The organism is Virgisporangium aurantiacum (assembly GCF_016863635.1).
Classification (GTDB): Bacteria; Actinomycetota; Actinomycetes; order Mycobacteriales; family Micromonosporaceae; genus Virgisporangium; species Virgisporangium aurantiacum.
Genome location: NZ_BOPG01000017.1, coordinates 51,890 through 78,313 on the forward strand (window position 1 = coordinate 51,890; position 26,424 = coordinate 78,313).

The following is a 26,424-nucleotide window of genomic DNA, read 5'->3' on the forward strand; positions in this document are numbered from 1 at the left end:
TCGATGCCTTCCGCGTGCCCCCGCTGTGGCCGATCGGTCGACACGTCGGCCCGCCGGTGCCCGTCGTGCGACAAGGTGCTGCGCTCCCCCGTCCAGCTGGCCACCCCGCGCCCGACGGAGCTGCCGCGGATCACGCGTCCGCAACCACCGCGCTCCACGGCCGAGGTCCGCACCGAGGCCGCGGTCGAGAAGACGCGGGCCGGCGTCCGCGTCGGGCTGAAGGCCTGGCGGTGGCTTCCGCGGCGGGCGAAGTTCGTGGTCGCCGGCGTGATCGTGGCGCTCGTGGTCGGCGTGCCGGCGACGATCTGGATCGTGGGCAAGGTCGCCTACGCACCGGAGGGACCGGTCGAGGACCTGGTGGCGGCATTCAACGACGGCGACCTCGCGCGGGCCGCGGAGCTCGCCGGCTGTTCGTCGCGGCTGTGCCGCGAAAGCGCGCTGTCGGCCGGCTACCAGGCGCCGGAGAACATGGAGATCGCCGAGGTGGCGATGGGCGGCAGCACCAACCCCGACAGCGCCGACGTGATCGTCAGCTACGAACTGGCGGGACAGCGCCAGGAGAGCATCATCCGGGTGAGCCGCGAGCCCGGGCTGCTGCCGAAGAGCTGGTCGATCCGGTCGGGGGCGGTCGGCACGCTGGAGATCGCCGCGTCGTCGGTGCGGTCGGTGCGGATCGCGGCGCTCGACCTCCAGCCGGCCGCGGGCGGACGCGAACCCGCGCTGATCGGGCGGTACGAGGTGCGGGTGGGCGCCGACGATCCCCTCTACGAGGGCGAACCGGTACCGGCGACGATCCAGGGTGACCTGCGGACCCGCCCGGTCACCAGCGTCAAGCTCACGACGGCGGTGCGGCAGTCGGCCCGGGACGAGGTAGGCACCCAGGTGCGCGCGTTCCTGGAGAAGTGCGCCGCCTCCGACGCCCAGAAGCCGCGCGTCGACGGCCGGACCTGCCCGTTCTCGTACACCGGCTACTTCCCGCCGGGCTCGTCGGCCGTCTCGTGGCAGCTCGATCCGTTGCCGGTGTTCGAGGTGGTCGTGCCCGAGAAGCCGCGCGACGGCGTGGCGCTGGAGGTCCGCACCACCACCCCGGGCTCGGCGACGTTCCGGTACACGTTCCGCGAGTCGCCCTACCAGGCCGAGGCGGTGGCGGTCAGCGTCAAGGGCGAGGTCCGCCTCGCCGACGGCAAGATCCAGTTCCTGCCCACCTAGGAGCGGCGCCAGAAGTCGTAGCGGTCGCGGCCGGGGGTGAAACCGGCGGCCTCGGCGATCGCCACGGCCTGGTCGAACCTGGCACCCACCCGGTAGGCCTGGTGGGCGTCGCTGCCGAAGCTGACGGCGCCGCCGCCCTCCTCGTGCCACCACCGGACCAGCTCCGACGACACCAGCGGGCTGCGGGTGTTGACCTCGAGCACCCGCCCCGACGCGGCGAGAGAACGGAACACCGTGCGGTACGCGTCCTCGAAATCCTTCTCCCGGTACGGCCCGCGCGCGTACGACGACCACGACCGGCGCGGCAGGTCCGCGTGCGCCAGCACCTCGAACGCGGCGCTGCCCTCGACGAGGCGCAGCAACTCCTCGAAGTACATCTCCACAACGACAAAAGGGTCGTACCGCTCGAACAGCATGTGCAGCCAGTTCAGCCGGCCGCCGTCGGGGACCGCGTGCAGCGACCCGAGCACGCGCTGGAACGTGCCCTGCCCGAGCACCCCGGCCAGGCTGCCCGCGAACAGGTGCGCCTCGCCGGCCTCGATGCCGGTCAGGATGCGCAGCTCGGGGAACTTCGACCGGACCCGGTCGATCTCGACCAGGTAGCCCTCGACGTCGAGCGGCTCGATGTGCCCGCGGCGGGGCAGGGCCAGCTCCTGTTCGGGATCGTCGGCCGCCCACATCGTGAAGTCGACGTGCTCGGTGAAGGCCACCGCGGGGACGCCCGCGTCGACGGCCCAGCGGCAGCAGTCCTCCATGGTCGTCCCGTACCCGGTGTCGTACGAGAACTCGGAGTGCACATGGTTGTCGCTGGGTCGCATCGGATTGATCGTAGACTCGGCCGGTGACGACGGTGATCATCTCGCGGCTCGCCGCGATCTTCGCCGTCGTGGCGGTCGGTTACGGGTTCGGCCACACGAAGCTGCTGCGGGGTGAGCAGGCCCTCCAGGCGCTCACCAACGTCGCCTTCTACATCCTCACCCCGGCCCTGCTGTTCCGCCTGACCGCGACGATCGACCTGGCCGATCTGCCGTGGCAGGTCATCCTCGTGTACTTCGGGCCGACGGTCGCGCTGCTGTTCGCCGTCTACTTCTGGCAGCGCCTCCGGAGAAGGCGGACCGACGGGCCCGTCGCCGGGCCGGGCATCCGCGCGATCTCGGTGACGTTCAGCAACAGCGTCCAGCTCGGGATCCCGGTGGTCGTCGGGATCTTCGGTGACGAGGGTCTCACCGTGCACGTCGCGATCGTCAGCGTGCACGCGCTGACGCTGCTGACCATCCTCACCGTGCTCGTGGAACTCGACCTTGCCAGGGACGGTGAGCGGCCGTCGGTGCTGTCCACCGCGCTCACCACGGCCCGGCGCACCGTGCTGCACCCGGTGGTGGCGCCGGTGATCGTCGGGCTGCTCTGGAACCTCGCCGGGCTGCCGCTGCCGAAGCCGGCCGACGACATCCTGCAGACGCTCGGCCAGGGCGTGGTGCCGGTCTGCCTGGTGCTGATCGGGCTGTCGCTCGCGTTCTACGGCGTCACCGGCGTCGGCTGGCCGGCGCTCTACCTGTCGGCCGCCAAGCTGCTGCTGATGCCGGCCGTGGTGCTGGCCGCCGGGCTCGCCGTCGGCCTGCGCGGAACACCGCTGACGGTCACCGTGCTGTTCGCCGCGCTCCCGATCGGCTCCAACGCGCTGCTGTTCGCCCAGCGCTACCGCACGCTGGAGGCCGAGACCACCGCGGCGATCGTCGCGTCGACGCTCGCGTTCGTGGTCACCGGTCCGGCGTGGATCCTGGCGGTGCAGCACATCAGGTAGACCGCAGGAACGCCGCCATCGCGCTGATGTCGCGGTCGGCGTACCCGGCCGCCAGCGCCTCGCCCACCAGCCGGCGGTTCGTGTCGGCCTGGTCCATCCGGGCGCCGTTCGCGGCGGCCAGCGCCTCCAGCAGCGCCAGGTCCTTCGCCACCAGGTCGAGCCGGAACGCCACCGGCGTGCCGTCCGGGTCCTCGAACGCGGCCCGCTTGTAGTGGACGAACGGCGCCGCCACCGCGCTCGCCGCGAACACCTCGTACGCCGCCCGCCGGTCGACGCCGGCCCGCTCGGCCAGCACCAGCGCCTCCGACACCGCCTGGTTCAGGCTGTGTACCACGCCGTTGACCACGAGCTTCATCGTGGCGCCGGACCCCAGCGGCCCCAGGTGGAGCACCCTCGACGCGAACGCCGCGAGCACCGGCCGGGCCGTGTCGAGCGCCGCCGCGTCGCCGCCGGCGAGCACGGTGACCTCGCCGCGCTCGACCACCGGCACGCTCCCCGACACCGGCGCGTCGAGCAGCGTCGCGCCCGCCGCCGCCACCGGCCCGGCCAGCGCGCGCACCGTCTCCGGGCTCACCGTGCTGGTCTCCGCCACCACGGCGCCGGGGCGCAGGCCGGCCACCAGCCCGTCCGTCCCCTCGTAGGTGGCCGCCACCGCCGCGTCGTCCGCCAGCGAGACCACGACGACCCGGGCGGACGCCGCGGCCGCCCGCGCGGAGGTCGCGACCTCCGCGCCGGTGCGGGCCGCGAGGGCGGCGGCGCGGCTCCCGGTTCGGTTGAAAACCGTGACGGGACGCCCGTGAGCGCGCAGCCGGGCGACCATCGCCGCCCCCATGTTGCCGGTACCGATGACGGCGACGGTCTCGTCCATGGCCGCAGGCTACAACCTGCGCAGTTTGGCCCGGATCTGCGCGGCGTCGGCGTGGCGCAGTTCCTCCATTGTGGACAGTGCGCGCTCCCACACCTCGCGGGCCGCGTCGGCCGCGCCGGTCTCCAGGTACGTGTCGCCGAGGTGGTCGAGGATCTCCGCCTGCCCGTACAGGTCGCCGAGCTCCAGCAGCAGTTCGTACGCGTACTCGTACGACGCGATCGCCTCGGCGTGGTTGCCCTGCGAGTGGTAGGCGTAGCCGATGCTGTCCCAGGTGTTGGCCTGCGCGGCGCTGTTGCCCAGCTTCTCGAACAGGCCCAGCGCCTCGCGGCAGGCGACCAGCGCCTCCTCGTGCTTGCCGAGCAGCACGTAGAACCAGCCGATGTCGTTGAGCGTGCTCGCCTGGCCCTGCGTGTTGCGGGTCGCCCGGAACAGCGGCAGCGCCCGCTGCGCGTAGGCGAGCCCCTGCTCGTTGCGGAGCTGGCGGCCGGCCACCCAGGACAGGTTCTGGTACGCCATCGCCTGACCCACCGGGTCGTCGAGGTCGCGGTACAGCTCCAGCGCGTACCGGCAGTGCACGTCGGCCTCGTCGTAGCGGGCCAGCCGGCTGAAGATCAGCGCGAGGCCGCGGTGGATCACCGCCCGCGCCGCCCGGTCGCCGGCCCGGCGGGTGGCCTCCAGCGCGATCCGCATCAGGGAGACCTGGTCGATCCAGTGGCCCTGCCGGTCGTTGAACGTCGACAGCGCCCACGGCAGCTGCCAGGTGTGCTCGTCCAGCCCGGCATCGTCGGCCTGGCGCACGGCCGCCAGCAGGGTGGCGTGCTCCAGCGCGAACCAGGCCATCGCGTCGTCCTGGCCGTCGAACGAGTCGTGGCGGGCGCCGGCCGCCGGTGCGACCAGCGGGATCGGTTCGCGGCTCGGGTCGAGCCGCCGGTTGGCGGCGACGGCCGAGTGCAGGTAGTAGTCCATCAGCCGGCGCACGGCGGCGGCCCGGTCGGCCTCGGGGTCGAGGTCGCGGACCAGCTCGTTGGCGTAGGCGCGCAGCAGGTCGTGGAACGTGAACCGGCCGGGCAGGTGTTCGCTGACCATCTGCGTGCGGGCCAGCTCGGTGAGCAGGTCGTCGGCGTCGCGCGGCGGCAGCGCGGCGAGCGAGGCTGCGGCGCCGGCCGTGATGTCGGGGCCGGCGTGCAGGCCGAGCAGGCGGAACAGGCGCGCCGCCGCCGGCCGAAGGGTGTGGTACGACCACGAGAACACCGAGCGGACGTCGGTGGCCAGGTCGCCGTCGGCGAACGCGTCGAGGTCGGTGCGGGCGTCCCGCAGCTCGTCGGCGACCGCGGCCAGCGGGAAGGCGGGACTCGTGACGGCGCGCGCCGCCACCACCGCGAGCGCCAGCGGCAGCCGCGCGCAGCCCTTGATGATCGCGTCGACGGCCTGCGGGTCGGCGCTGACGCGGGCCGGACCCATGCGACGGGTGAGGAACTGGCGGGCGTCGTCGTCGGGCAGCTGGCCCACCGCGACCGGGTGCGCCCCCTCCGCGGCGACCAGGCCGCGCAGCTGGTCGCGGCTGCTGATGAGGACGAAACAGCCCGGGGTGCCGGGCAGCAGCGGACGCACCTGCTCGGCGTCCCGGGCGTTGTCGAGCACCACCAGCACCCGGCGGCCGGTGAGCAGGCTGCGGTACAGACCGGTCTGTCCGGTCAGGCCGGCGGGGATGCGGTCCTGCGGCGCGTCGAGCGCGTCGAGGAACCCGCGCAGCGCCTCGGCCGGGGTCACGGCGGCGCCGGTCGGGTCGAAGCCGCGCAGGTTGACGTAGAGCTGGCCGTCCGGGAACCGGTCGCGCACCCGGTGCGCCCAGTGGACGGCGAGCGCCGTCTTGCCGGCACCGGCGGAGCCCGCGAGGACGGCGATCACCATCGCGGTCCGCTGCTCCTCGGCGGTCGCGAGGATCGCGTCGAGGTGGGCGAGCTCGTCGGCGCGCCCGGTGAAGCCGAAGACGTCCAGCGGAAGTTGCGCCGGCACGTCGGCAGCCGGCGCCGGGGTGTTGACCACGATCGCCGCGGTGACCGGTTCCTCGACGGGCTCCTCGAACTCGCCCCGCAGCACCGACTGGTGCAGGGCGCGCAGGTCGGCGCCCGGGTCGACACCGAGCCGCTCGACGAGCTGGTGGCGGGTGCGGGCGAAGATCTCCAGCGCCTCGGCGCCGCGACCGGCCGCGGCCAGGGCCCGCATCTGCACCGCGATCAGCGGCTCGACCAGCGGATACTCGGTGACCAGTTCGCTCGCCGTGGCGAGCACGTTGCCGGGCCGGCCCTGCTGCAGTTCCGCCTGCGCCCACGCGACGACGGCGTCGACCCGCTGCCGCTCCCAGCCGGCCCGGACCCGGTCGGCCCACTCCCCGGGCACGTCGGCGAGCGGGGTGCCGCGCCAGAGGTCCAGGGCCTCGCGCAGCTGACCGGTCGCGCCGGTGTCGCGGGCGGCCTGCACCAGGCGGCGGAAGAGCAGGGCGTCGACCTGGTCGGGGTCGGTGTCGAGCAGGTAGCCGCCGGAGCGGAGGAGGAGTTGCGCCGCACCGCCGGCGTCTTCCAGGACCCGCCGGATCCGGCCGATGTAGACGTGCAGCGTGTGGCGGGTGCGGCCGGACGCGGTGGGGCCCCACACCCGGTCGACGACGGTGTCCATCGCCACGGGGCGCCCGGCATCGACGGCCAACGCGGCCAGGATTCCCCGCTGACGGGGTGGCCCCGGGTCGACGCGCGTGGTGCCGGCCCACACCTCCACCGGCCCGAGAATCCTGAACTCCATGGCGGACAAACAAACCCCAAGCTCGCCAGGTACCCGCAAATCCCAGAAGAGGCCAACACTAGCAACGCAACGCTCCCGTACCGGGCGTCGCTCACGGTCCGCTTACAGGGGGCTCACGCGTTACCGGGGGCTCACGCGACCCCGACCGGTCGGAACTGCACGCTCACCCGCGGCCCGACCGGCCGGGCGGTCTTCGGGACGCAGTGCTCCCACGTCCGCTGGCAGGAGCCGCCCATCACCACGAGGTCGCCGTGGCCCACCGGGAACCGCAGGCTGGCGCCGCCACCGCGCGGGCGCAGCAGGAGCGGCCGGGGCGCGCCGAACGACACGATCGCGACCATGGTGTCGGCGGTGGCGGAGCGGCCCTTGGTGTCGCCGTGCCAGGCGACGCTGTCGCGGCCGTCGCGGTAGAGGCACATTCCGGCGGTGACGAACGGTTCGCCGAGCTCGGCCGCGTAGTGGTCGCTGAGCCGGATGCGGGCCTCGGTGAGGACGTCGTGGGGCAGCCGCTCGGCGCCGCCGTACCAGCGCAGCAGCCGGGGCGTGTCGACCTCGTTGTCGTACATGACCCGCCGCTCGGCCCGCCAGTCGATGCCGAGCAAGACGTCGAGCACCGCCTCGGAGCCGCGGACCCAGCCGGGCAGGTGGTCGAGCCAGGCGCCCCGGGTGAGGTGGTGCCGCTCCGGGGCGACCGGCCCGAGCGACGGCGCGTCGACCAGGTCGTCGAACATCGAGGGCTGGCGGGTCATGCCCGCCAGCGTACTCGAACGTCCGTTCTAAACCTTCAGCGTGCAGCCGGCCGGGTCGACGCGGTCGGCGCCGTGGTCGTCGAACCAGCGGCCGCCGGTGGCCAGGTACCGGAACCGGTGCTCGCCGGGTGGCAGCGTCACCGAGATGCTGCGGGTGCCGTCGCGCCGGGGCACGAGTTCGTGCTTCCCCGGCGTCCAGTCGTTGAACGTGCCGACGACGCTGACGGCACCGTTGTCGTCAGCGGGCAGGCTGAAGGTCACCCGGGTCTTCGATCCGAACAGTCGGGAACGACGGATCATCGGTCCTCCTTCGCGGGGTTCACCAGGGACAATGGTGGCTGCCCGACGTTTCACGTGTGTAGCGACACGCCGTCTGACCAGGAGGAGATCCGATGCGTGCAGCTGTGTTCCGGTCCACCGGTCCCGCCGCCGACGTCCTGCGGGTCGAGGAGGTGCCGACACCGGAGCCGGGGCCGGGGCAGGTCCGGGTGCGGATCGCCGTGTCCGGGGTGAACCCCACCGACTGGAAGAACCGGTCGGGTGCGGTACCCATGCCGGCACCCGACGGCGCCGACTTCCAGGTGCCGAACCAGGACGGCGCGGGCGTCATCGACAAGGTCGGCCCGGGCGTCGACGGGTCGCGCGTGGGCGAGCGCGTGTGGCTGTACCTCGCCGCGTGGCAGAACCGCTACGGGACGGCCGGGGAGTACACCGTCGTACCGCAGGAACGCGCGGTGGCGCTGCCCACCGGCGTCCCCTTCGATCTGGGCGCGAACCTCGGCGTCCCGGCGATGACCGCCCACCGTTGTCTGTACGCCGACGGTGACCCGACCGGAACCGTGCTGGTGCACGGCGGCGCGGGCGCGGTCGGGCACTTCGCGATCGAGCTGGCGCGGGCCGCCGGTGTCACCGTGATCAGCACCGTGAGCAGCCCCGAGAAGGCCGACCTGGCCACCGCGGCCGGCGCCCACCACGTCGTCAACTACCGCGACGGCGACGCCGCCGACCAGATCCGGGCGATCGCGCCCGGCGGGGTCGACCGGATCGTCGAGGTGAACCTCGCCACCAACCTGGACCTCGACCTGGCCGTCGCCGCGCCGCACGCGTCGATCGTCACGTACGCGGCCGACGCCCGGAAGCCGGAACTGTCGGTGCGCGAGTTGATGGTGCGCAACCTGGTGCTGCGGTTCATGCTGCTGTACACGGTGCCGGAACCGGCGTTGCGCCGGGCGACCAGGGACATCACGGCGGTTCTCACGACCGGTGGGTTGACACCGTTGCCGTCGCACCGCTTTACGCTCGACGAGACGGCCGCCGCCCACGACGCCGTCGAGGCCGGCGCGGTCGGCAAGGTCCTCATCGATCTCTAGCACAACCCCTCACATCGCGGGTCGACGGTCCGATCTTCGGGGAGCGCAGCAGCGCATCCCCGACCCCCGGACCGGAGATCGTCGATGGCGAGCACTGGCACGACCGCACGCAGCGCACCGCGTTGGTGGGCAGCGATGCGCGGCCGCCTCCAGGTGGTCGCCCCCACCCCCGGCTACCGACGGCTCTGGCTGGCGGCGCTCGTCGCCACCGGCGTGCTGGCGGTGTGGTTCAGCCTCGGACTGGGTGGTCCGGTGGTCACCCAGACGGTGTCGAACCTCGCTCTGATCATCGCCGCGTTCTCCGCGGCGGCGGCGTGCGGCTGGGTGGGCCTGAAGCGGCGGACCGGCCGGGACCGGTTGGCCCTGATGTTCATCGGGGCCGGCACGCTGTCGTGGGGGCTCGGCCAGACCGCGTGCGTCTACTACGAATCGGTGCTCGGCCAGGAAGTGCCGCTGCCGTCGCTGGCCGACGTCGGCTACCTCTCGATGATCCCGCTGCTGGCCGCCGGGCTGCTGACGGTGCCGACCGGCGCCCAGAACGTGGCCAACCGCGCCCGGACCGTGCTCGACGGTCTCATGGTGGCCGCGGCGCTGCTGCTGGTGAGCTGGTCGCTGCTGGTGCAGCCGATGCTGGCCGCCGGCGAGGAGACCGAGAGCACGCTGGCGATCAGCCTCGCCTACCCGCTCGGCGACCTGGTGATCGTCACCATCGTGTTCTACATGGTGGCCCGGATGCGCCACATCGGCGCCGTGCCGCTGCCACTGACCATGATCGGCACCGGCATCGTGACGTTCGCCGTCGCCGACAGCGGCTACGCCTACCTGACCATGACCGGGCAGTACTCGTCGGGCGCGGTGACCGACCTCGGCTGGTTCGCCGGCTTCGCGCTGATCCTGATGGCGGCGCTGTGCCCGGCGGAGACCCGGCCCAGCACGCACCGCAAGCCCACCGACGGGCGCCCGATCGCGCTGATGATGCCGTACGTCGTGGTGATCGTCTCGGTGCTCGCCACGCTGGTCGAGGTGCTCCGCACGGGTCACATCGACGCTTTCGCCTCGGTCACGCGGTCCCTGATGATTGTGATGATCGTGGGGCGGCAGGTGCTGAGCCTCCTGGACAACCGGGCGCTCACCCGCGGGCTGGAGGCCCGGGTCACCGCCCGCACGGCCCAGTTGCGGGCCAGCGAGCGGCGGTTCTACGCGCTGGTGCAGCACAGCTCCGACGTGGTCACCGTGGTCGACGCCGAGCTGACCGTGCTCTACCAGAGCGAGTCGGTGACGCGCGTCTTCGGCCACCAGGCCGCGTCGCTGACCGGCGAGCCGCTCACGACACTGCTGAACGAGGAGGCGACGCAGCGGCTCCAGTTGGCCGCGCAGCAGCTCACCGGCCGGCCCTACGCGAACACGATGATCGAGGTGCCGGTCCCCCACGCCGACGGGCGGGTGCGGCAGGCCGAGATGACGGTCACCAACCTGCTCGACGACCCGAGCGTGCACGGGCTGGTGCTGAACACCCGCGACATCAGCGAGCGCAAGGAGCTGGAGGACCAGCTCATCCACGAGGCGTTCCACGACGCGCTCACCAAGCTCGCCAACCGCGCGCTGTTCAAGGACCGCGTCACCCAGGCGCTGCGCCGCCGTCCGAAGGGCTCCACGGTGGCCGTGCTGTTCCTCGACCTCGACGGCTTCAAGGAGGTCAACGACAGCCTCGGCCACGCGGCCGGTGACGAGCTGCTGATCAAGGTCGCCGAGCGCCTGGTCGCGGCCGTGCGGCCGGAGGACACCGTGGCCCGCTTCGGTGGGGACGAGTTCGCGGTGCTGATCGAGACCGTGCCCGACCAGGCGGCGGCCGAGGAGTTCGCCCAGCGCGTCATCGACGGCATGGACGACTCGGTGACGATCGAGGGCCGGGAGATCCACATCCGGGGCAGCATCGGCATCGCCGTCGCCGGCCCGGACGCGTCCGACACCGACCAGATCATGCGCAACGCCGACCTTGCCATGTACCACGCGAAGGCGGCCGGCGCCGGCGGCTTCGCCAGCTACGACCCGCAGATGCACTCGGGCCTGATCGAGCGGCTGCAGCTGGAGGCCGACCTCCGCCGCGCGCTGGAGGGCGACGAGTTCGAACTGCACTACCAGCCGACGGTGCGGCTCGACACCGGCACGGTGGTGGGGTTCGAGGCGCTGCTGCGCTGGCGTCATCCCACCCGCGGGCTGGTGTCGCCGGGCGAGTTCATCTCGTTGGCCGAGGCCACCGGGATGATCCTGCCGATCGGGGAGTGGGCGCTCACGGAGGCGTGCCGGCAGGCCGCCGAGTGGCTGGAGGCCAACCCGACCCGGCCCATGACGATGGCGGTCAACGTCTCCGGTCGCCAGTTCGGCCAGTCCGACTTCGCCGGCCTGGTGGAGAAGGTGCTCGCCGACACCGGCCTGTCGCCGGACCGGCTGTGCCTGGAGATGACCGAGAGCGTCGTCATGAACGACACCGAGGAGAACCTCGCGCTGCTGATGCGGCTGAAGGAGATCGGCGTCAAGCTGGCGATCGACGACTTCGGTACGGGGTACTCGTCGCTGTCGTACCTGCGCCGCTTCCCGGTCGACACCCTGAAGATCGACCGCTCGTTCGTGGAGCGGCTGGGCCAGCAGTCCGACGACGCCACGCTGGCCCGCACGATCGTCCAGTTGGGGCAGAGCCTCGGCATGTCGACGGTGGCCGAAGGCATCGAGCACTCCGAGCAGTTCCTGGCGTTGCGCCGGATGGGGTGCGAACGGGCCCAGGGCTTCTATTTCTCGCGTCCGCTGCCCGCGATACAGGCGGGTGCCGTCATCGCGGGCGGTTCGCCGGCGGCGCTGATGGCCGGCAACAAGGCCGCCTCGATGCTCGCGCCCGCTCCTGTCGCCGCTGCCTGATTCCCCCTTCCCCCGTTTGGAGTTTCTCGATGTCCGCTGTTCTCACCGTGCCCGCGTTCTGGCCTCGTGCCCTTGCGCCCGACGTGCTCGCTTCGGTGCAGACGCCGACGCCGTACCTGATCACCGACCTGTCGACGGTCGCCGACCGGTACCACCGGTTCTGCGCCGCGCTGCCCGGGATCCGGCCGCACTACGCGATGAAGTGCAACTCGTCGCCGGAGATCCTGCGCACGCTGGCCGACGCCGGCGCGGGCTTCGAGGTGGCGTCGCTGGGCGAGCTCAAGATGCTGCAGTACATCGGCGTCGACCCGGCCGACGTGCTCTACAGCAACCCGATCAAGCCGCCGTCGCACGTCGCCGCGGCGCACGCGGCCGGGCTGTGGCGGTTCAGCTTCGACTCGCCCGGCGAGCTGGACAAGATCGCCGAGCACGCGCCCGGCAGCGCGGTGTACCTGCGGCTGCGGGTCGACGACAGCAACTCGATGTTCCCGCTGTCGCGGAAGTTCGGCGCGACGGAGCCGGAGGCCGCGGATCTGCTGCGGCGCGCCCGCAAGCTCGGGCTGCGCCCGTACGGGCTGACGTTCCACGTCGGGTCGCAGAGCGCCGTCGTGTCCGCCTGGCGGGGCGCGGTGGCGGCGGCCGGCCGGATCATGGCCGAAGCTGATGTGACTCTGACGATGTTGAACATCGGCGGTGGCTTCCCGTCCCGGTACGTCGCCGACGTGCCGGAGATCGAGGAGATCGGCGCGGCGGTGATGCCGGCGATCGACGAGTTGCTGCCGTACCGGCCTTCTCTTCTGACGGCGGAACCGGGTCGGCACCTGGTGGCCGAGAGCGGCGTGCTGGTCGCGACCGTGCTCGGACGCGAGACGCGCGACGACGAGAACTGGATCTACCTCGATGTGGGCGCCTTCAACGGCATGATGGAGACGCTGCAGACCGGGAACACGTGGGAGTACCCGCTGTGGACGTCGCGGTCCGACCACGGTCTTGCTTCTTTTGAAAAATTCACCGTGACCGGGCCGTCATGCGACAGCTCCGACACGATGTTCTACGGCGTCGACCTGCCGTCGACGATCGCTCCGGGCGACCGCGTGTACATCGGTTCCGCCGGCGCCTACACGCTGAGCTACGCGTCCGGGTTCAACGGATTCCCGCCCCCCACACCGGTGTTCGTGGACCATGCCGGTCCTGCCTAGGCACGCCCTCGCCGTCGGGTCCGCGGGCCGGCACGCCGCGGCGGCACCCGGCGGCCGGCACCGCGCCGGCCGGCTGCGCGAACTGCTGGTGGCCGGCCTCGTCGACTCGTTCGGCCTGTCGCTGGGCTGGACGATGTTCACGCTGCTCGCGGTGCTCGTCGGCGGCCTGGCCGACGCGGCGCTGTACAACGCCGCGATGCTGGTCGGCGTCGTGCTGTCGGCGCCGGTCACCACCTGGCTCGCGAACCGCTGGCCGGGTCGCCTGCTGGTCCGCGCCGCGGCCGGCGTCGAGGCGCTGCTGCGCATCGCGACGCTGGTGGGACTCGTCCTGGGCTGGCCGGTTCCGCTGATCGCTTTTGGCGTGCTGGTGATGTACACCGTGGCGTGGGTCGGGTACGCCGGGATGCGGGCCGAGGTCGCCGCCGTCGACGGTCGCGACCGCGCGATGACCGGCTACGCGTTGTCGATCGCGGCCGTCGAGGCCGGTGGCACAGGCCTCGCCGCGCTGCTGCCGTTCGGCGGCTCCGGCCTGCCGTCCACCCCCGTGCTGACGGTCGTGGCGATCGCCTACACCGCCTGCCTGATCCCCACGTTCGTCTCCGCCACCCGCGCCCGCGTGCCCAGCGCCTGCACCGTGGCCGCGACCCCGCTTGTCGTCGGGAAGCTGCCGCTGCGCATGTTTCTGGGCGGCGGCCTGGTCATGCTGCTGGGCTCGGGGCCGACGCTGCTGTCGGTCGCGCTGGCCACCGAACTGCACGGCCGCACCGCAGTGGCGGGCGCCGCGCTGGCGTTCAGCATGGGAGCGTTGGTCTCGCCGGTCGCCGTGGACGTGGTGACGCGCCTGCGCCTCCCCCCGCCGGTGGCGTGGCCGCTGTGGGCGGTCGGCATGGTGATCGGCTGGGTGCTGGCACCGGCACACGTGGCCGGCCTGCTGGTGGCCCAGTTCCTGTCCGGCCTGAGCCTCACCGCGTTCGAGGGAGTGATGGACGCACGGGTGGCGAGCCGCGCCGAGCCCGGCACGGTGACCACCGCCCTGGCCTGGAGCGCCGCGACCCGGTCCCTCGGCAGCGCCCTGGCGGTACGCGCCATCCCGATGATGGCGGGCGCGGCGGCGGTAGGCGCCGCGGCGGGGGTGGCCGCAGGTGTCCTGGTACTGGCGGCCGGGGGCGGGGCAGCATTGATCATGGCCAGCCGATCCCGATCGTTGGCGTAGCCGGGATCTCGTGTTTCGGCGGGTGCGCCTTGTCCACACGCGCCCCGTCCACACGCGCCCCGTCCACACGCGCCCCGTCCACACGCGCCCCGTCCACACGCGCCCCGTCCACACGCGCCTCCCGTCAACGCGGCGCCCCCGTCCCACGCCGGCGCCCCGTCCCACACCGGCGCCCCCGTCCACACGCGCCCCGTCCACGCGCCCCCCGTCGCGTGCCCGCTGGCCGGCGCTCGCATATACGACGCTCGATCCAGTGCGGTTCTCCGCCCGGCAACCACCCCAGATCGAGCGCCGTATATCCCCGCCGGGGCAGGCCACCGCCGATCTTGCAGTTGTGGTGCCCGATCACACCGTGTTTGGCCTCGTTTTGGCACCACCACAACTGCAAGATCGACTACTCGACCTGCCCGGCCTCCGCGATCACGGCCTCCGATAGGCCCTACCTTTTCACCCGATTTGTGAGCCCGGAATTCCGGATCTTGGACTGCAAGAGGTGCCATAACCCCCACAGGAGTCCAAGATCCGCAAACGGGCCCACATCGGCCGGGGCTCGGCGCGCGTGGCAGAGTGGGCGGATGTGCTGCCAGGACGATGAGGTGCTGGACCTGCCCGCCGAGGCGATCGAGGCGATCGCGTACTACCGCCACCTGCGCAGCGTCCGCGGCCCGGACTGGGGTGGCGACGGCGTCTGGTTCGCCCGCCTGGCCGGATTCCCGCTGATCAACGAGGTCGTCGCCCGGTACTCGGACGGCACGGCGGAGACGCTCCGGGCGGTCGTCGTCGATCCGCTCCCCGCCGGGGTCGTCCTTGTTCGAGTGGACGCGGGTGCGCGTGCCACCGTCACCGCGGGTCCGCCTGTTCCGGTGCTGGCCGGCGGCGACCTGACGGCGACCGTCCACATGGTTGTGGATTCCGCGGCCGACGCCACGTTGACGGTCAACGGTGAGCCGGTGGCCGTCCACAGTGGACAGGTCGAGCGGATCCTCGTCACCGCCGGGCCGACGTTGACGGTAGGGGAGCATTCCGTTCCGGTCACCGATCCACGGCCTGCGGCTGCCGTGCGACTCGTCGCCGACCGGTGTGCGCGCTGGTCGGTCACGGACGGGAGCGGCACCGCCTGGTTCCCGCCGGGCGTCGTCCACAAGTGGGACTACCACGGCCGGCCGTTCTTCCACAGCCACGAGGTCACCGTGCCGGTGCCGGCCGGCGACCTCACCGTCACCTGTGGACGGGGCCTCGAGTACGACACCGTCGTGCGAGCCGTCACCGCGACGGCCGGCGCCACGGTCACGGTCGCCGCCGAGCCGCCGCGCCGGTTCGACCCGGCCGCCACCGGTTGGTACGGCGGCGACCTGCACGTTCACCTGAACTACAGCGGCGACCTGGTGATCGAACCGGCCGACGCGGCCCGGATGCAACGCGGCGAGGGCCTGCACCTGATGAACCTGGTCGCCGGCAACTGGCAGACCTCACTCATCTACGACCGCGACCTCTTCGAACAGACCGCCGGCACCGACCTGCCGTGGTCGGACCACGAGCACAAGGCACGCATGGGCGTCGAGTACCGCAACGACCTGCTCGGGCACGTCCACGCGCTCGGGCCGACCCGGCCGCCGCGGCAGTACCAGGCCGGCCACGAGCGCTCCGACCACCCCGACGACTGGCCGCCGAACGCGACGGCGTGCGCCGATCTCCGCGACGCCGGTGCGACCGTCGGCTACGCCCATCCCGCCGGTACCGCCTTCCCCGACGACTGGAGCACCGACCGGTTCTTCGCCATGCCGCGATCGGTCGAGGCCCGCGAACTGGTCGCCGACGCGGCGCTCGGCCTGGTCGACTCGGTCGACGTCATCTCGCCGTTCGACCATGAGGGAAGCGCTTTCCTCTACCACCGGCTGCTCTCGTGCGGGCTGCGGCTCGCGGCGACCGCCGGCACCGACGTGTTCCTGTCGTTCTCGCGCATCCCGCTGGCGTCGAACCCGCCCGGTTGGGGCCGCGTCTACGCCGAACTGGGCGGGAAAGCGCTTTCCGTCAAGAACTTCCAGGACGCGGTGCGCGCGGGCCGCACGATCGTCACCAACGGACCGTGGCTGACCATCGACGTCGACGGGCACGGGCCGGGCGACGTGCTCGACCGGCCCGACGGCAGCCGCGTCACGGTCACCGTCACCACGGACGGGCCGGGCGTCGAACGGATCGCGATCGTCGGGCCGGACGGCGTCCACCTCGAAAAGACCGGCGAGAGCGGGATTCGCGCGGACCTGACCCTCGACGGACCGACCTGGTTGGCGGCGATCGCACGCGGCGGCGAGCATCCGTCCACATTGGACGCCGGGGTGTTCGCGCACACGTCACCCGTGTACGTCGACGTTGCCGGGCAACGGGTGGCGCGGCGGGCCGACGCCCGTTGGTGCCTGGATCTGCTCGACCGGCTGCAGGCGTTCGCCGCCGAGCACGGTCACTTCGCGCCGGAGACCCGCGCGGAGCGGTTGGCGGATCTGGTGACCGTGCTCGACGAGGCCCGGATCTTCTACCGCGAGGTGTTGGACCGGGCTCGGCGTTGACTACAGGGTCATCGCGAGGCGCCCGAGCAGATTCCGGGCTACCTCCCCGTGTTCGGCGTCGACGGTGACCCCGTACTGCTCGGCGGCGAGGTAACTCCGCGACGAGAAGTCCCGCCGCCCGCCCGTCATCGCGTGTGCGATCGCGCCGAAAGCCGCGCCCCACAAGGCGCCGACGATCAGCGCCGTGAGCACGACCGCGAACCAGTTCGAGTCGCTGAACAGACCGAGCAGCACACCGATGAACAGGCCGAACCAGGCGCCGGTACCCGCGCCGGCGAGGGCGGCCCGACCGACGGTGAGACGGCCGGTGACCTGCTCCACGAGGCGCAGCCCGGTGCCCACGATCGCGGTGTGCTCGACCGGGAAACCGTTGTCACTGAGGTAGTCCACGGCCCGTTGCGCCTGTGGGTAGTCCGGGTAGGTGGCGATCGAGACCGTCGGCCGGTCGGCGTTCTGGAGCGCTGCGGTGTTCTGAAGCGGAACAGTCATCGGAACCTCCAAGTCCTGTGTCCACCTCTCCCCGTCGAACCTGTGACCCACCCGCAGCGACGCCGTGAACATGCCGGGAACCGCTAGGCGGTGCAGAGCGATGCCGACTCCGGAGCGGCCGGCGCCGCCACCGGCTCCGAGACGGCCGGCACCGAGACGGCCGGCGCCGAGACGGCCGGCGCCGAGACGGCCGGCACCGAGACGGCCGGCGCCGCCACCGGCTCCGACGCGTCCTGCCCCGCCACCGATCGGCGCTCGGCCCACCGCACCGCCGGTCGCACCAGCAGCCCGGCCACCAGGAACAGCGCCCCCAACACGAGCCAGCCCGGCATCCCCCAGCCGATCAGCAGCGTCGTGACCACCACCGGGCCCAGCATGCGGGCGATCTGCGGCGCCATCCCGTAGAAGCCCTGGTACTGGCCCTGCCGTCCGGCCGGCGCCAGCGCGAACCCGACCTCCCAGGACGCCGCACCGTGCATCATCTCGCCGAACACCTGAACCGCGGCGGCGAGCAGCAGCACCGCCACGGCACCGACGGCACCGATCGAGCCGCCGGACACCCCGTACACCGCGCAGGCGGCGAGCAGCACCCACCCGGCGAGTCCGGCCGTGCGGGCCGCCGACCGGAGGTCGTGCACCATCCGGGCGACCCGCACCTGGAACAGCACCACCGTCAGCATGTTCAGCACGAGCACGAGCGCGGCCATGACCGGCGGCGCGTCCGTGCGCTCGACTATCCACAGCGGCAGGCCGAGGCTCAGCACCGGCATGTTGAGGTACATCACGGCGTTGAGCAGCGTCAGCACGGCGTACGGGCGGTCGCGCAGCACGGCCAGCCGGGGGCCGGGCTGGACGCCGGCCGGTCGGTGCGAAATTCGCACCGCGGGCAACCTTCTCAGCACCAGGGCCGACAGGAGGAACGTCACCGCGTCCACGGCGAAGACGGTCAGGTACGCCGACGCGTTGTCCACGGTCAGGGCCAGCCCGCCGACACCCGCGCCAACCGCCAGCCCGAGGTTCACCGTGGACTGCATGTGGGCGCGCACCGCCACCCGCTGCGTCGCCGGCACCAGCTCGGCCAGCAGCGCCTGCCGGGCGGCGCCGAGGCCGCCCTGGCCGGCCGCGTAGAGGCACGCCACCAGCAGGAACAGCGGGAATGCCCGCACCACCAGGAACGCGGAGAGCATGCCGGCCGTCGCCACGGCGAGCAGTACCGCGACGCGGCGGGCGCCCCACCGGTCGGCGGCCATGCCCAGCGGGACGCCGGCCAGCATCCCGGTGGCCCAGGCGATCGTCAGTGCCAGGCCGACCTGGGTCGCCGACAGGCCGACGATCCGCGTGAAGAACAGCGCCGAGGTCGCGTAGAACGCCCCGTCCCCGATCGAGTTCGCGAGTTGGGCGAGCGCGAGCACGCGGGGCGGTCCGGGCGGCGGGAGGAATCGCATGTACCCATCACACCGGCATACATTGGCCCGTAGAAGTGCCAATCGAACCCAAGATGATTGGGCCAATTGTGGATGTCCACATCAGCCTCGCCGGCCCCGGCGACCGCGCGTCCCGCATCTACCGGCAGATCCGGGCCGCGGTCCTCGACGGCCGCCTGCGCCCGGGCGACCGCCTGCCACCCACGCGCGACCTCGCGGCCGGCCTCGGCGTCGCGCGCAACACGGTCGCCGTCGCCTACGAACGCCTCACCGCCGAGGGGTTCCTCACCGCCCGCGTCGGCGCGGGCACGTTCGTCGGCACGGCCGCCGTGGGGGGCGGGGTCCGTCGGCCGCGCCCTGGGGTCCGTCCACAACCGATCTGGGACGCGCTGCTCTCCGACGAGAGCGCCGCTCCCGGAACGACGAACTTCGCCGTGGGCAGTCCCGATGGCACGCTGTTCCCGCTCGCGACGTGGCGCCGGCTCGTGTCCGCCGAACTCCGGGCCGCCGTTCTCCTGCCCGTCGGGTACGCCGACCCGGCCGGCGACGCCCGCCTGCGCGCGGCGATCGCCCGCTACGTCGGGGTGTCCCGGTCGGTCCGGGCGGCGGCCGACGACGTGGTGGTCACGCAGGGCGCCCAGCAGGCGCTGGACCTGATCGGCCGGGTGCTGGTCGGGCCGGGTGACACGGTGGCCGTCGAGGAACCCGGGTACCCGCCGGCCCGCGACCTGTTCCGGGCGCTCCGCGCGACGGTGGTCGGCGTCCCGGTCGACGCCGAGGGGCTGGTGGTCGACGCGCTTCCGCCGACCGCGCGGGTGGTGTACGTGACGCCGTCGCACCAGTTCCCGCTGGGGACGCCGATGTCGCTCGCCCGCCGGGCCGCGCTGCTGGAGTGGGCGGCCACCCGCGACGTCGCCGTCATCGAGGACGACTACGACAGCGAGTTCCGCTTCTCCGACCGTCCGCTGGAACCGCTGCAGAGCCTCGACCGCGCGGGCCGGGTCGTCTACGTGGGCACGTTCTCCAAGACCCTGCTGCCCGCACTGCGCCTCGGCTACGCGGTCGCCCCGCCGTCGCTGCTCCCGGCGCTGCGTACCGCCCGCCGCCTCACCGACTGGCACGGCGACGTGGTGGCGCAGGCCGCGCTGGCGAGGTTCATCGACTCCGGGGAGTTGTCGCGGCACGTCCGCCGGGCCAGCCGCGTGTACGCGGAACGGCACGCGCTGGTCACCGCCGCCCTGCACGGCGAACTGTCGGAATGGATGATTCCGGTCCCCTCCGCCGCGGGGCTTCACCTGTGCGCGCTGCGCCGCGCCGACGCTGGCGTCGACCTCGGCGACGTGGTGACCCTGGCCCGTGCGGCGGACGTCACGGTGGAACCGCTGTCGGCGTACCGGACGGGCGCAGCCCCGTCCCGAAAGGAGGACGGCCTGGTGCTCGGCTACGGCGCCGTACCCACCGACCGGATCGCGGCCGGCCTGCGCACGCTCGCGACGTGCTTCAGACGAGCTCGGCGAGCACCGGACTGATCCGGTCGTACTCGGCGCGGATCAGCGGCAGCATGTCGCCGGCGGCCGACAGGTCACCGCCGCGGGCGACGCGTTGCAGGTCGAGGGCGAGCGCCGCCAGGTCCTCCGCGCCCAGGTGGCCGGCCATGCCGACCAGGTCGTGGGAGTGCTGCCGCAGCGGTCCGGCGTCGCCGATGCGGAGCGCGATGGTCATCTCGTCGAGGCGCTCCGGCACACCGTTCTGGAAAGCGGCGAGCACGCGGCTCGCCAGGTCGGCCGGATCGGGTGACCGGTGGTTGCGGAGCAACGCGAGCCGGTTGGCGACCGTTTCGCGGAGTGCGGGCAGGTCCTGCCGCGGTGCTGACACCGGTGACGGTGGTGCTGAATCAGCACCGACCGGTTCGGCGGGTGGTGGGTCGGACCGGATCCAGCGTTCCAGGACGGTACGGAGGATCTCGCGGTCGATGGGTTTGGACACGAAGTCGTCCATGCCGGCGGCCAGGCAACGATCGCAGTCCTCGGCCAGGGCGCCGGCGGTCATCGCGATGATGGGGACCCGACGGTCGGGGCGGGCGGTGCGGCGGATCTCGGCGGTCGCGGCGTAGCCGTCCATCTCGGGCATCTGGCAGTCCATGAGCACGGCGGCGTAGGTGTGCGCGTTGGCCAACCGCACGGCGTCGACGCCGTTGGGCGCGATGTCGCACCGGTAGCCCAGGGCGGCCAGCGTCCCGACCGCCACCAGACGATTGACCTCGTTGTCCTCGGCCACCAGCACCTTCGGACCGGAGGCAACGGGCGAGTCGGAAGAGACGGCAGAAACCGGTGCCTCGTAACGGCCCCGGGTGACGGAACGGTCGGACAGGCTGTCGAACAACTGCGACAACCGCACCGGCCGCGCCAGCACGTCGACCGAACCCGTCCGCTTGGCGACCAGATCGGACAGGTACGCCCCGGACGTCAGCACGATCACGTGCGTCACCCCGAGCCCGCGTTCCGCCGCGACCGCGTCGACGATCGACATCCCGTCGGCGCCGAACATGGACTGGTCGAGCACCGCCACCTCGAACGGCTCCCCGGCCGCGGCCGCCGACCGGAGCGCCTCCATCGCCGTCGCGCTGTCGCCGCACGCGGTCGGCTCCATTCCCCAGGACCGGGCGTGTTCGTCGATGAGCCGCAACGTGTTCGGATTGCCGTCGGCCACGAGCATGCGCCGGCCGCGAAGCACCGGAGACACGGCCGGAACAACGGCGGACGGCGGAAGCGCGACCGTGAACGAGAACCGGCTGCCCTCCCCCGGCTCGCTCTCGACCAGCAGCCGGCCACCCATCAGTTCGACGAGGTTCCGGCAGATCGTCAGGCCCAGCCCGGTGCCGCCGAAGCGCCGGTCGGCCAGGTCGTCGCCCTGCGCGAACGGTTCCAGCAGGCGTTCCACGTCACCGGGCGCGATGCCGATTCCGGTGTCGGTGACCGCGAACGTCACCGCCCCGTCGGGTGTGGGTCCGGCCGAGACGAGCACCGAGCCCCGGCGCGTGAACTTCACCGCGTTGCCCACCAGGTTCAGCAGCGCCTGCCGCAGCCGTCCCGCGTCACCGCGTACCACGCGCGGCAGCGCCGGCGGGTAGTAGCCGGTCACCACGATGTCCTTGTCGCGGGCCAGTTCCGCCGCGACGAGGACGACCTCTTCGAGCAACAGGTACAGATCCAGGTCGGCCGACGCCAACTCGATCCGGCCGGACTCCATTTTCGAGAAGTCGAGGATGTCGTTGATGATTGTGAGCAGTGCTCTCCCGGACGAGCCGATGGTCTCGACGTACCGGCGCTGGGTCAGGTCGAGCGGCGTGTCGAGCAGCAGGTCGGTCAGCCCGAGCACGCCGTTCATCGGCGTCCGGATCTCGTGGCTCACCATCGCCACGAACTGCGACTTCAGTTGCGCCGCCGCCACCGCCTCCTCGAGCGCCCGGGCCAGTTCGCGCTCGGAGCGCTGGCGGTCCGTGACATCACGCACCGACGCGGAGACCAGCTTGTCGGGACCCAGGTCCAGCGGCGCCAGACTGACCTCGATCGGGAACTCGGACCCGTCCCGGCGCCGCCCCGAGATCGCCAGCCCGACACCCATCCCGTGCACCGTCGGCCGGCCCAGGAACGCCTGCCGCCGCGCGACGTGCAGCAGGCGCAACCGCTCCGGCACGAGGACCTCCACCGGCTGTCCCACGAGATCACGGGCGGGATACCCGAACAGCCGCGACGTCTGCTCGTTCACCTCGACGATCGTGCCGTCGGCGGCCACGATGACCATCGCGTCCGGCGCGCCCTGCACCAGTTGCCGGAACCGCTCCTCGGCCCGGCGATGGGCGGAGACGTCCCGCGCGACCGACACCTGGCCGACGATGCGGCCGGCGTCGTCGCGGATCGGCGTGGCGGAGAACGTGACGGAGATCGTCGTCCCGTCGCGCCGCACCAGCTGACCGTCGTCGAATCGCAGGGTGTCGCCGCGGGAGATCACCTGCAGCATCGCGCCGATGCTGTCGGCCCAGGCCGGCAGCAACTCCATCGCCGACGACCCGACCGCCTCCGCGCCGGAGACCCCGTACAGGTCCTCGGCGGCCCGGTTCCAGGTCATGATCCTGCCGGTCAGGTCGGTGCTGGTCACGGCGTCGGCGAGCGTGTCGACGATCGCGGCGAGCCACTCGCACGACGTCATGCCGGGGCGGCCGCCTGGATCGCCGCGAGCAGTTCGTTCTCCCGGAACGGCTTGGCCAGGATGTTCACGTCGGGGGCGATGCGGTTCGGCCCGTCGAGCATCGGGTCGGCGTAGCCGGACATGAACAGCACCCGGATCGCCGGGTACCGCGCGGTGATCCGGTGGGCCACCTCGCTGCCCAGCATCCGCGGCATCACCACGTCGGTGAGGAGGCAGTCGATCTGGTCGCGGTGCTGGTCGGCGATCTCGAGCGCGGTCGGCCCGTCGGGTGCCACGAGCACCCGGTACCCGGCCCGCCGGAGGATCCGCGCCACCACCTCGCGCACCTGCTCCTCGTCGTCGACGACGAGTATGCAACCGGGACGCCCGGTGTCGGCCCGCGGTGGTGCGGGTGGTGGCGCCGGTGCCGGGCGCGTCGCGGGCAAGATCAGGTGGACGACGGTGCCGGCGCCCGCCTCCGACTCGATCACGAGTTCGCCGCCCACCTGCACGGCGACGCCGTACGCGGCGGCCAGCCCGAGCCCCTGCCCCTTGCCGCGCGGCTTGGTGGTGAAGAACGGTTCCACGGCATGCGTCCGCACGTCCTCCGCCATGCCGACGCCGGTGTCCCGCACGGTCAGCCGCACCTGGGCGTCGGCCGACCCGGAGGCGGAACCGGCGGCGGAACCCGAGGCACCCTCGACATTCGCCGTCTCGATGGTCAGCGTGCCGCCGTCGGGCATCGCGTCGCGGGCGTTCGCGGTGAGCTCGCCGAGAACCTGGAGCACCTGCTCCGCGTCCACCAGCGCCTCGCGCGCGTCGGACGCGAGCCGCACGTCCACCGTCACCCCGTTGGCGACCTGTGCCGCGAGCGTCTCCGCGGCCGGGCCCACGACGGCGTTGAGGTCGACGGCGGTCGGCTGCAACGCCGTGCGGCTACCGAACAACTGCAGCTTCCGGGACAGGCCGCGGGCCCGGTCGGCGGCCGACAGCACCTGACCGATGTCGGCCAGCGCCGTGCGCATCGCGGTCTCGTCGAGCGTGCCCTCGGCGAGCTGGGCGGTCAGCGCCTCCTCCACGAACTCGCCGAACGACAGCATCGCGGCCAACAGATTGTTGAAGTCGTGGGCGACGCCGCCGGCGAGCCGGCGCAGGCTCTCCAACCGCTGGCTGACGCGGGCGCGGGCGTCGGCGTCCTTCCGGTGCCGCTCGGCGATCGCGCGCTGCTCCGCCTCGAGCGTCGCGGTGACGTCGTCGACGACTCCGACGGCGCCGGCCGGCGCGCCGTGGTCGTCCCGGACCAGCCGCAGCCGCGTGTTCAACCAGCGCACCTGGCCCTCCGGCCCGACGAGGCGCACCCGTTCCATGCCCTCCTGCTGCAGGTGCCGGCCGTCGAGGATCGCGGCGAGCAGTTCGGCGCGCTGGTCGGGGTGGTAGCACCGCAGCCAACCGCGTCCGCCCAACTGCTCCGGTGTCGCGAGCGCGATCTCCCGCAGCCGGTCGTTGCAGTAGGTCAGGTTGGCGTCGGTGTCCACGAGCAGGACGCCCACCGGCGCGGCCTCGGCCATCAACCGGAAGTGGCGCTGGCTGACGTTCAGCTCATGGATCTTCTCCACCATCTTGGTGTTGACGAGGCGGATGTGGGCGATGTCGCCGGCTGTGGACGTCCCGCCGCTCCGCGGCGTCCCCTCCAGCACCTCCTCCACAGCCTCCAGCAGTTCCTGTGGACCGTCGGCCTTGGACACCACCCGGCTGGCACCGCTCTCCAGCATGATCGAGTTCAGCTCGTCGGTGCTGTAGTTGCCGCTGTAGAAGATCAACGCGGTGGCGGCGGTGAGCGGGTCGCGGCGCAGCTCGGCGGCGAGCTCGTAGCCGTCCATCCCGGGCATGAGGACGTCGGTGACGATGATGTCGGGGTGCTCGCAGCGGGCCAGGGCGAGGGCCTCGCTCGCGGCGCCGGCCTCCAGCACCCGGTGGCCGCGGTAGCCCAGCAACGCGCCGACGATCTCCCGGTTGCTGGCTACGTCGTCGACCACCAGGACGGTCGCCATCACGCCTCCTCCATGGCCGGTCCTCCCAGGGAACATTCTTCGCTGTCACGTCGCCGATTCCGGCTTTTCCGGCCAAATTGCTCTTCGGGCCGACCGCACGGCACCCCGGGCGCACCTCGGCCGCACCCGGTTTACCGCCCGACATGTTCGGGGAAAATTTCGACATGATCTGTCGTAACCGGGCGCGGTGGTTCGACGTGTGAGTAGAAGCCACAATCACCCAGGGAGTGATCACAATGGTCGCCATCAAGCTCTACGACATCGAGACCGGTCACGTCGAGACGCTGGTCCGGGTCACCGCCGAGAACGCCCGCCGTTGGCTGGAGAACTTCCGCACCGGCGGCATCGGCACCAACGACGTCATCTACGTGGAGCCGCTGGACTGATGCCGCGACGGATCCACGGCGAGGACCTGTCCGGCGCGGAGATCCACGCCGTCGACCTCACCCGCGCGGACATCCGCGACGTCGACCTCACCGCCGCGGAGATCCGCGACGTCGACCTCACCGGCGCCCGCCTGCGGGGTGTCCTCCTCGTCGGCGTGGAGATCGACGGCGTCATCGGGGGCCTCACCGTGAACGGGGTCGAGGTGGCGCCGCTGATCGCGGCCGAACTCGACCGCCGGCACCCGGAGCGCCGGCTCCTGCGCCCCACCACGGCCGACGGCGCCCGTGAGGCGGCGCGCGTGGTGACGTCGCTCTGGACGGAGACCGTGCACGACGCGCACGCCTACGCCACACAATCGGTATACAACGAGTGGACGCTCACGGAGACGGTGCGGCACCTCGTCTTCGTCGTCGACGCCTGGTTCGGGCACGCCCTCCTCGGCGAGCCCGCGCCGTTCCACCCGGCCGGCCTGCCGCCGTCGTTCGTCACCGACGGCCCGGCGTTCGGCATCGATCCCGCAGCCACCATGACCTTCGACGACGCCGTGCGCCTGCACACCGACCGGCTGAACCGGGTAAGCGCATTCCTCGCGACCGCCACCGACGAGGACCTCACCCGAACCCGCGGGCCCAACCCGTCCCCCGGCTTTCCGCCGCCCGCCGAGCGCACGGCGATCGAGTGCCTGAACGTCCTCTTCAGCGAGGAGTGGGCGCACCACCGGTTCGCCGTGCGCGATCTGGCGGTGCTGCGGCAGACTACCCAGCCGTGACCACCAACCCCCTCGTCGACGCGCTCGAACTGGTACCGCACCCGGAGGGCGGCTGGTTCCGCGAGACCTACCGGTCGGCCCACTCGTTCACCCCCGACGGTTACCCGGACCCGCGCAGCGCCGCCACCGCCATCTACTTCCTGCTGCACCCCGGTGAGCGGTCGCGCTGGCACGTCGTCCGGTCGGACGAGTTGTGGCTCTGGCACTCCGGCGGTCCCCTCACGTTGTCCCTCGGTGGTGCCGGCACCGACCCGGGCGAACCGCACGGGATGCTCCTCGGCCCGGACGTGACGGCCGGGCACCGGCCGCAGCTCCTGGTTCCGGGCGGCACCTGGCAGAGTGCGGAGCCCGCCGGCACCGAACCGGTGCTCGTCAGTTGCGTGGTGGCGCCGGGCTTCGACTACGCCGACTTCCAACTCCGGTAGCGCGGC

20 protein-coding genes are annotated in these 26,424 nt (G+C 72.4%); 11 read left to right on the top strand and 9 right to left on the bottom strand.

Annotated features, from left to right (window positions below):
• Positions 1-3: 3 nt before the first annotated feature.
• A complete protein-coding gene (locus tag Vau01_RS14220; protein WP_203992035.1) occupies positions 4-1,209 on the top strand; it encodes a zinc ribbon domain-containing protein in 1,206 nt (401 codons plus the stop codon).
• Here Vau01_RS14220 and Vau01_RS14225 read toward each other — a convergent pair.
• Entirely contained in the window at positions 1,206-2,027 is an 822-nt protein-coding gene (locus Vau01_RS14225; protein ID WP_239151572.1) for a PHP domain-containing protein, read from the bottom strand. The genes Vau01_RS14220 and Vau01_RS14225 overlap by 4 nt on opposite strands.
• 23 nt (positions 2,028-2,050) lie before the next feature.
• On the opposite strand from Vau01_RS14225, the gene Vau01_RS14230 reads away from it, so the two are divergent.
• Entirely contained in the window at positions 2,051-3,010 is a 960-nt protein-coding gene (locus Vau01_RS14230) for an AEC family transporter (RefSeq protein ID WP_203992037.1), read from the top strand.
• Here the strand turns inward: Vau01_RS14230 and Vau01_RS14235 are convergent.
• The 4 genes from Vau01_RS14235 to Vau01_RS14250 form a co-directional block, all read right to left on the bottom strand.
• Positions 3,003-3,878 (bottom strand): NAD(P)-dependent oxidoreductase, encoded by an 876-nt coding sequence (locus Vau01_RS14235; protein ID WP_203992039.1) that lies wholly within the window; start codon positions 3,876-3,878, stop codon positions 3,003-3,005. The two genes, Vau01_RS14230 and Vau01_RS14235, sit on opposite strands and share 8 nt — an antisense overlap.
• Positions 3,879-3,887: 9 nt before the next feature.
• A complete protein-coding gene (locus Vau01_RS14240) occupies positions 3,888-6,677 on the bottom strand; it encodes an AfsR/SARP family transcriptional regulator (RefSeq protein ID WP_203992042.1) in 2,790 nt (929 codons plus the stop codon).
• 131 nt (positions 6,678-6,808) lie between these two features.
• The gene (locus Vau01_RS14245) at positions 6,809-7,426 is read right to left on the bottom strand and encodes an alpha-ketoglutarate-dependent dioxygenase AlkB (protein WP_239151573.1); all 618 of its coding nucleotides are present in this window, start codon (positions 7,424-7,426) and stop codon (positions 6,809-6,811) included.
• Between the two features lie 27 nt (positions 7,427-7,453).
• Complete coding sequence (locus tag Vau01_RS14250) at positions 7,454-7,726, bottom strand: isoamylase early set domain-containing protein (RefSeq protein ID WP_203992045.1); 273 nt, start codon at positions 7,724-7,726, stop codon at positions 7,454-7,456.
• A 92-nt stretch (positions 7,727-7,818) separates the two neighbouring features.
• Between Vau01_RS14250 and Vau01_RS14255 the strand changes: the two genes are divergently transcribed.
• The 5 genes from Vau01_RS14255 (at position 7,819) to Vau01_RS14275 (ending at position 16,685) form a co-directional block, all read left to right on the top strand.
• Entirely contained in the window at positions 7,819-8,796 is a 978-nt protein-coding gene (locus Vau01_RS14255) for an NADPH:quinone reductase (protein ID WP_203992048.1), read from the top strand.
• 135 nt (positions 8,797-8,931) lie between these two features.
• The gene (locus tag Vau01_RS14260) at positions 8,932-11,709 is read left to right on the top strand and encodes a putative bifunctional diguanylate cyclase/phosphodiesterase (protein WP_203992051.1); all 2,778 of its coding nucleotides are present in this window, start codon (positions 8,932-8,934) and stop codon (positions 11,707-11,709) included.
• 29 nt (positions 11,710-11,738) lie between these two features.
• Positions 11,739-12,908: a type III PLP-dependent enzyme gene (locus Vau01_RS14265; protein ID WP_203992054.1), complete on the top strand. Its 1,170-nt coding sequence runs from the start codon at positions 11,739-11,741 to the stop codon at positions 12,906-12,908.
• Positions 12,892-14,121, top strand: a complete 1,230-nt coding sequence (locus tag Vau01_RS14270) for a hypothetical protein (RefSeq protein ID WP_203992056.1) — start codon at positions 12,892-12,894, stop codon at positions 14,119-14,121. Before Vau01_RS14265 ends, Vau01_RS14270 begins: the two co-directional genes overlap by 17 nt.
• 575 nt (positions 14,122-14,696) lie before the next feature.
• Positions 14,697-16,685 carry a CehA/McbA family metallohydrolase gene (locus Vau01_RS14275; protein WP_203992059.1) on the top strand — a complete coding sequence of 663 codons (1,989 nt, stop codon included), beginning with the start codon at positions 14,697-14,699 and terminating at the stop codon, positions 16,683-16,685.
• On the opposite strand, the gene Vau01_RS14280 is transcribed toward Vau01_RS14275, so the two are convergent.
• Both Vau01_RS14280 and Vau01_RS14285 read right to left on the bottom strand, forming a co-directional pair.
• A complete protein-coding gene (locus tag Vau01_RS14280) occupies positions 16,686-17,174 on the bottom strand; it encodes a YflT domain-containing protein (protein WP_203992063.1) in 489 nt (162 codons plus the stop codon).
• An 83-nt stretch (positions 17,175-17,257) separates the two neighbouring features.
• Complete coding sequence (locus Vau01_RS14285; RefSeq protein ID WP_203992066.1) at positions 17,258-18,619, bottom strand: MFS transporter; 1,362 nt, start codon at positions 18,617-18,619, stop codon at positions 17,258-17,260.
• Positions 18,620-18,687: 68 nt separating this feature from the next.
• On the opposite strand from Vau01_RS14285, the gene pdxR reads away from it, so the two are divergent.
• Positions 18,688-20,127 (top strand): MocR-like pyridoxine biosynthesis transcription factor PdxR, encoded by a 1,440-nt coding sequence (gene pdxR / locus Vau01_RS14290; protein ID WP_239151574.1) that lies wholly within the window; start codon positions 18,688-18,690, stop codon positions 20,125-20,127.
• On the opposite strand, the gene Vau01_RS14295 is transcribed toward pdxR, so the two are convergent.
• Positions 20,099-22,807 carry a PAS domain-containing hybrid sensor histidine kinase/response regulator gene (locus tag Vau01_RS14295; protein ID WP_203992069.1) on the bottom strand — a complete coding sequence of 903 codons (2,709 nt, stop codon included), beginning with the start codon at positions 22,805-22,807 and terminating at the stop codon, positions 20,099-20,101. The genes pdxR and Vau01_RS14295 overlap by 29 nt on opposite strands.
• On the bottom strand, positions 22,804-24,837 hold the full coding sequence (locus tag Vau01_RS14300; protein WP_203992071.1) for a hybrid sensor histidine kinase/response regulator: 2,034 nt from the start codon (positions 24,835-24,837) through the stop codon (positions 22,804-22,806). The genes Vau01_RS14295 and Vau01_RS14300 overlap by 4 nt, the downstream gene beginning before the upstream one ends.
• A 236-nt stretch (positions 24,838-25,073) precedes the next feature.
• Between Vau01_RS14300 and Vau01_RS14305 the strand changes: the two genes are divergently transcribed.
• From Vau01_RS14305 to Vau01_RS14315, 3 genes are read left to right on the top strand one after another with little or no spacing between them, the layout of a single operon-like run.
• Positions 25,074-25,223 carry a hypothetical protein gene (locus tag Vau01_RS14305; RefSeq protein WP_203992073.1) on the top strand — a complete coding sequence of 50 codons (150 nt, stop codon included), beginning with the start codon at positions 25,074-25,076 and terminating at the stop codon, positions 25,221-25,223.
• Complete coding sequence (locus Vau01_RS14310) at positions 25,223-25,993, top strand: DinB family protein (RefSeq protein ID WP_203992075.1); 771 nt, start codon at positions 25,223-25,225, stop codon at positions 25,991-25,993. The genes Vau01_RS14305 and Vau01_RS14310 overlap by 1 nt, the downstream gene beginning before the upstream one ends.
• The gene (locus tag Vau01_RS14315) at positions 25,990-26,418 is read left to right on the top strand and encodes a cupin domain-containing protein (protein WP_203992077.1); all 429 of its coding nucleotides are present in this window, start codon (positions 25,990-25,992) and stop codon (positions 26,416-26,418) included. Before Vau01_RS14310 ends, Vau01_RS14315 begins: the two co-directional genes overlap by 4 nt.
• The last annotated feature ends 6 nt before the right edge of the window (positions 26,419-26,424 follow it).

What these genes read in the sequence shown, in the direction of transcription:
- Vau01_RS14225 (WP_239151572.1), bottom strand. Translation starts at nt 2,027, where the DNA reads ATGCGACCCAGCGACAACCATGTGCACTCCGAGTTCTCGTACGACACC.
- Vau01_RS14265 (WP_203992054.1), top strand. Translation starts at nt 11,739, where the DNA reads ATGTCCGCTGTTCTCACCGTGCCCGCGTTCTGGCCTCGTGCCCTTGCG.
- Vau01_RS14250 (WP_203992045.1), bottom strand. Translation starts at nt 7,726, where the DNA reads ATGATCCGTCGTTCCCGACTGTTCGGATCGAAGACCCGGGTGACCTTC.
- Vau01_RS14275 (WP_203992059.1), top strand. Translation starts at nt 14,697, where the DNA reads ATGTGCTGCCAGGACGATGAGGTGCTGGACCTGCCCGCCGAGGCGATC.
- Vau01_RS14270 (WP_203992056.1), top strand. Translation starts at nt 12,892, where the DNA reads ATGCCGGTCCTGCCTAGGCACGCCCTCGCCGTCGGGTCCGCGGGCCGG.
- Vau01_RS14255 (WP_203992048.1), top strand. Translation starts at nt 7,819, where the DNA reads ATGCGTGCAGCTGTGTTCCGGTCCACCGGTCCCGCCGCCGACGTCCTG.
- Vau01_RS14220 (WP_203992035.1), top strand. Translation starts at nt 4, where the DNA reads ATGCCTTCCGCGTGCCCCCGCTGTGGCCGATCGGTCGACACGTCGGCC.
- Vau01_RS14305 (WP_203992073.1), top strand. Translation starts at nt 25,074, where the DNA reads ATGGTCGCCATCAAGCTCTACGACATCGAGACCGGTCACGTCGAGACG.
- Vau01_RS14260 (WP_203992051.1), top strand. Translation starts at nt 8,932, where the DNA reads ATGCGCGGCCGCCTCCAGGTGGTCGCCCCCACCCCCGGCTACCGACGG.
- Vau01_RS14235 (WP_203992039.1), bottom strand. Translation starts at nt 3,878, where the DNA reads ATGGACGAGACCGTCGCCGTCATCGGTACCGGCAACATGGGGGCGGCG.
- Vau01_RS14245 (WP_239151573.1), bottom strand. Translation starts at nt 7,426, where the DNA reads ATGACCCGCCAGCCCTCGATGTTCGACGACCTGGTCGACGCGCCGTCG.
- Vau01_RS14240 (WP_203992042.1), bottom strand. Translation starts at nt 6,677, where the DNA reads ATGGAGTTCAGGATTCTCGGGCCGGTGGAGGTGTGGGCCGGCACCACG.
- Vau01_RS14310 (WP_203992075.1), top strand. Translation starts at nt 25,223, where the DNA reads ATGCCGCGACGGATCCACGGCGAGGACCTGTCCGGCGCGGAGATCCAC.
- Vau01_RS14295 (WP_203992069.1), bottom strand. Translation starts at nt 22,807, where the DNA reads ATGACGTCGTGCGAGTGGCTCGCCGCGATCGTCGACACGCTCGCCGAC.
- Vau01_RS14285 (WP_203992066.1), bottom strand. Translation starts at nt 18,619, where the DNA reads ATGCGATTCCTCCCGCCGCCCGGACCGCCCCGCGTGCTCGCGCTCGCC.
- Vau01_RS14280 (WP_203992063.1), bottom strand. Translation starts at nt 17,174, where the DNA reads ATGACTGTTCCGCTTCAGAACACCGCAGCGCTCCAGAACGCCGACCGG.
- Vau01_RS14300 (WP_203992071.1), bottom strand. Translation starts at nt 24,837, where the DNA reads ATGGCGACCGTCCTGGTGGTCGACGACGTAGCCAGCAACCGGGAGATC.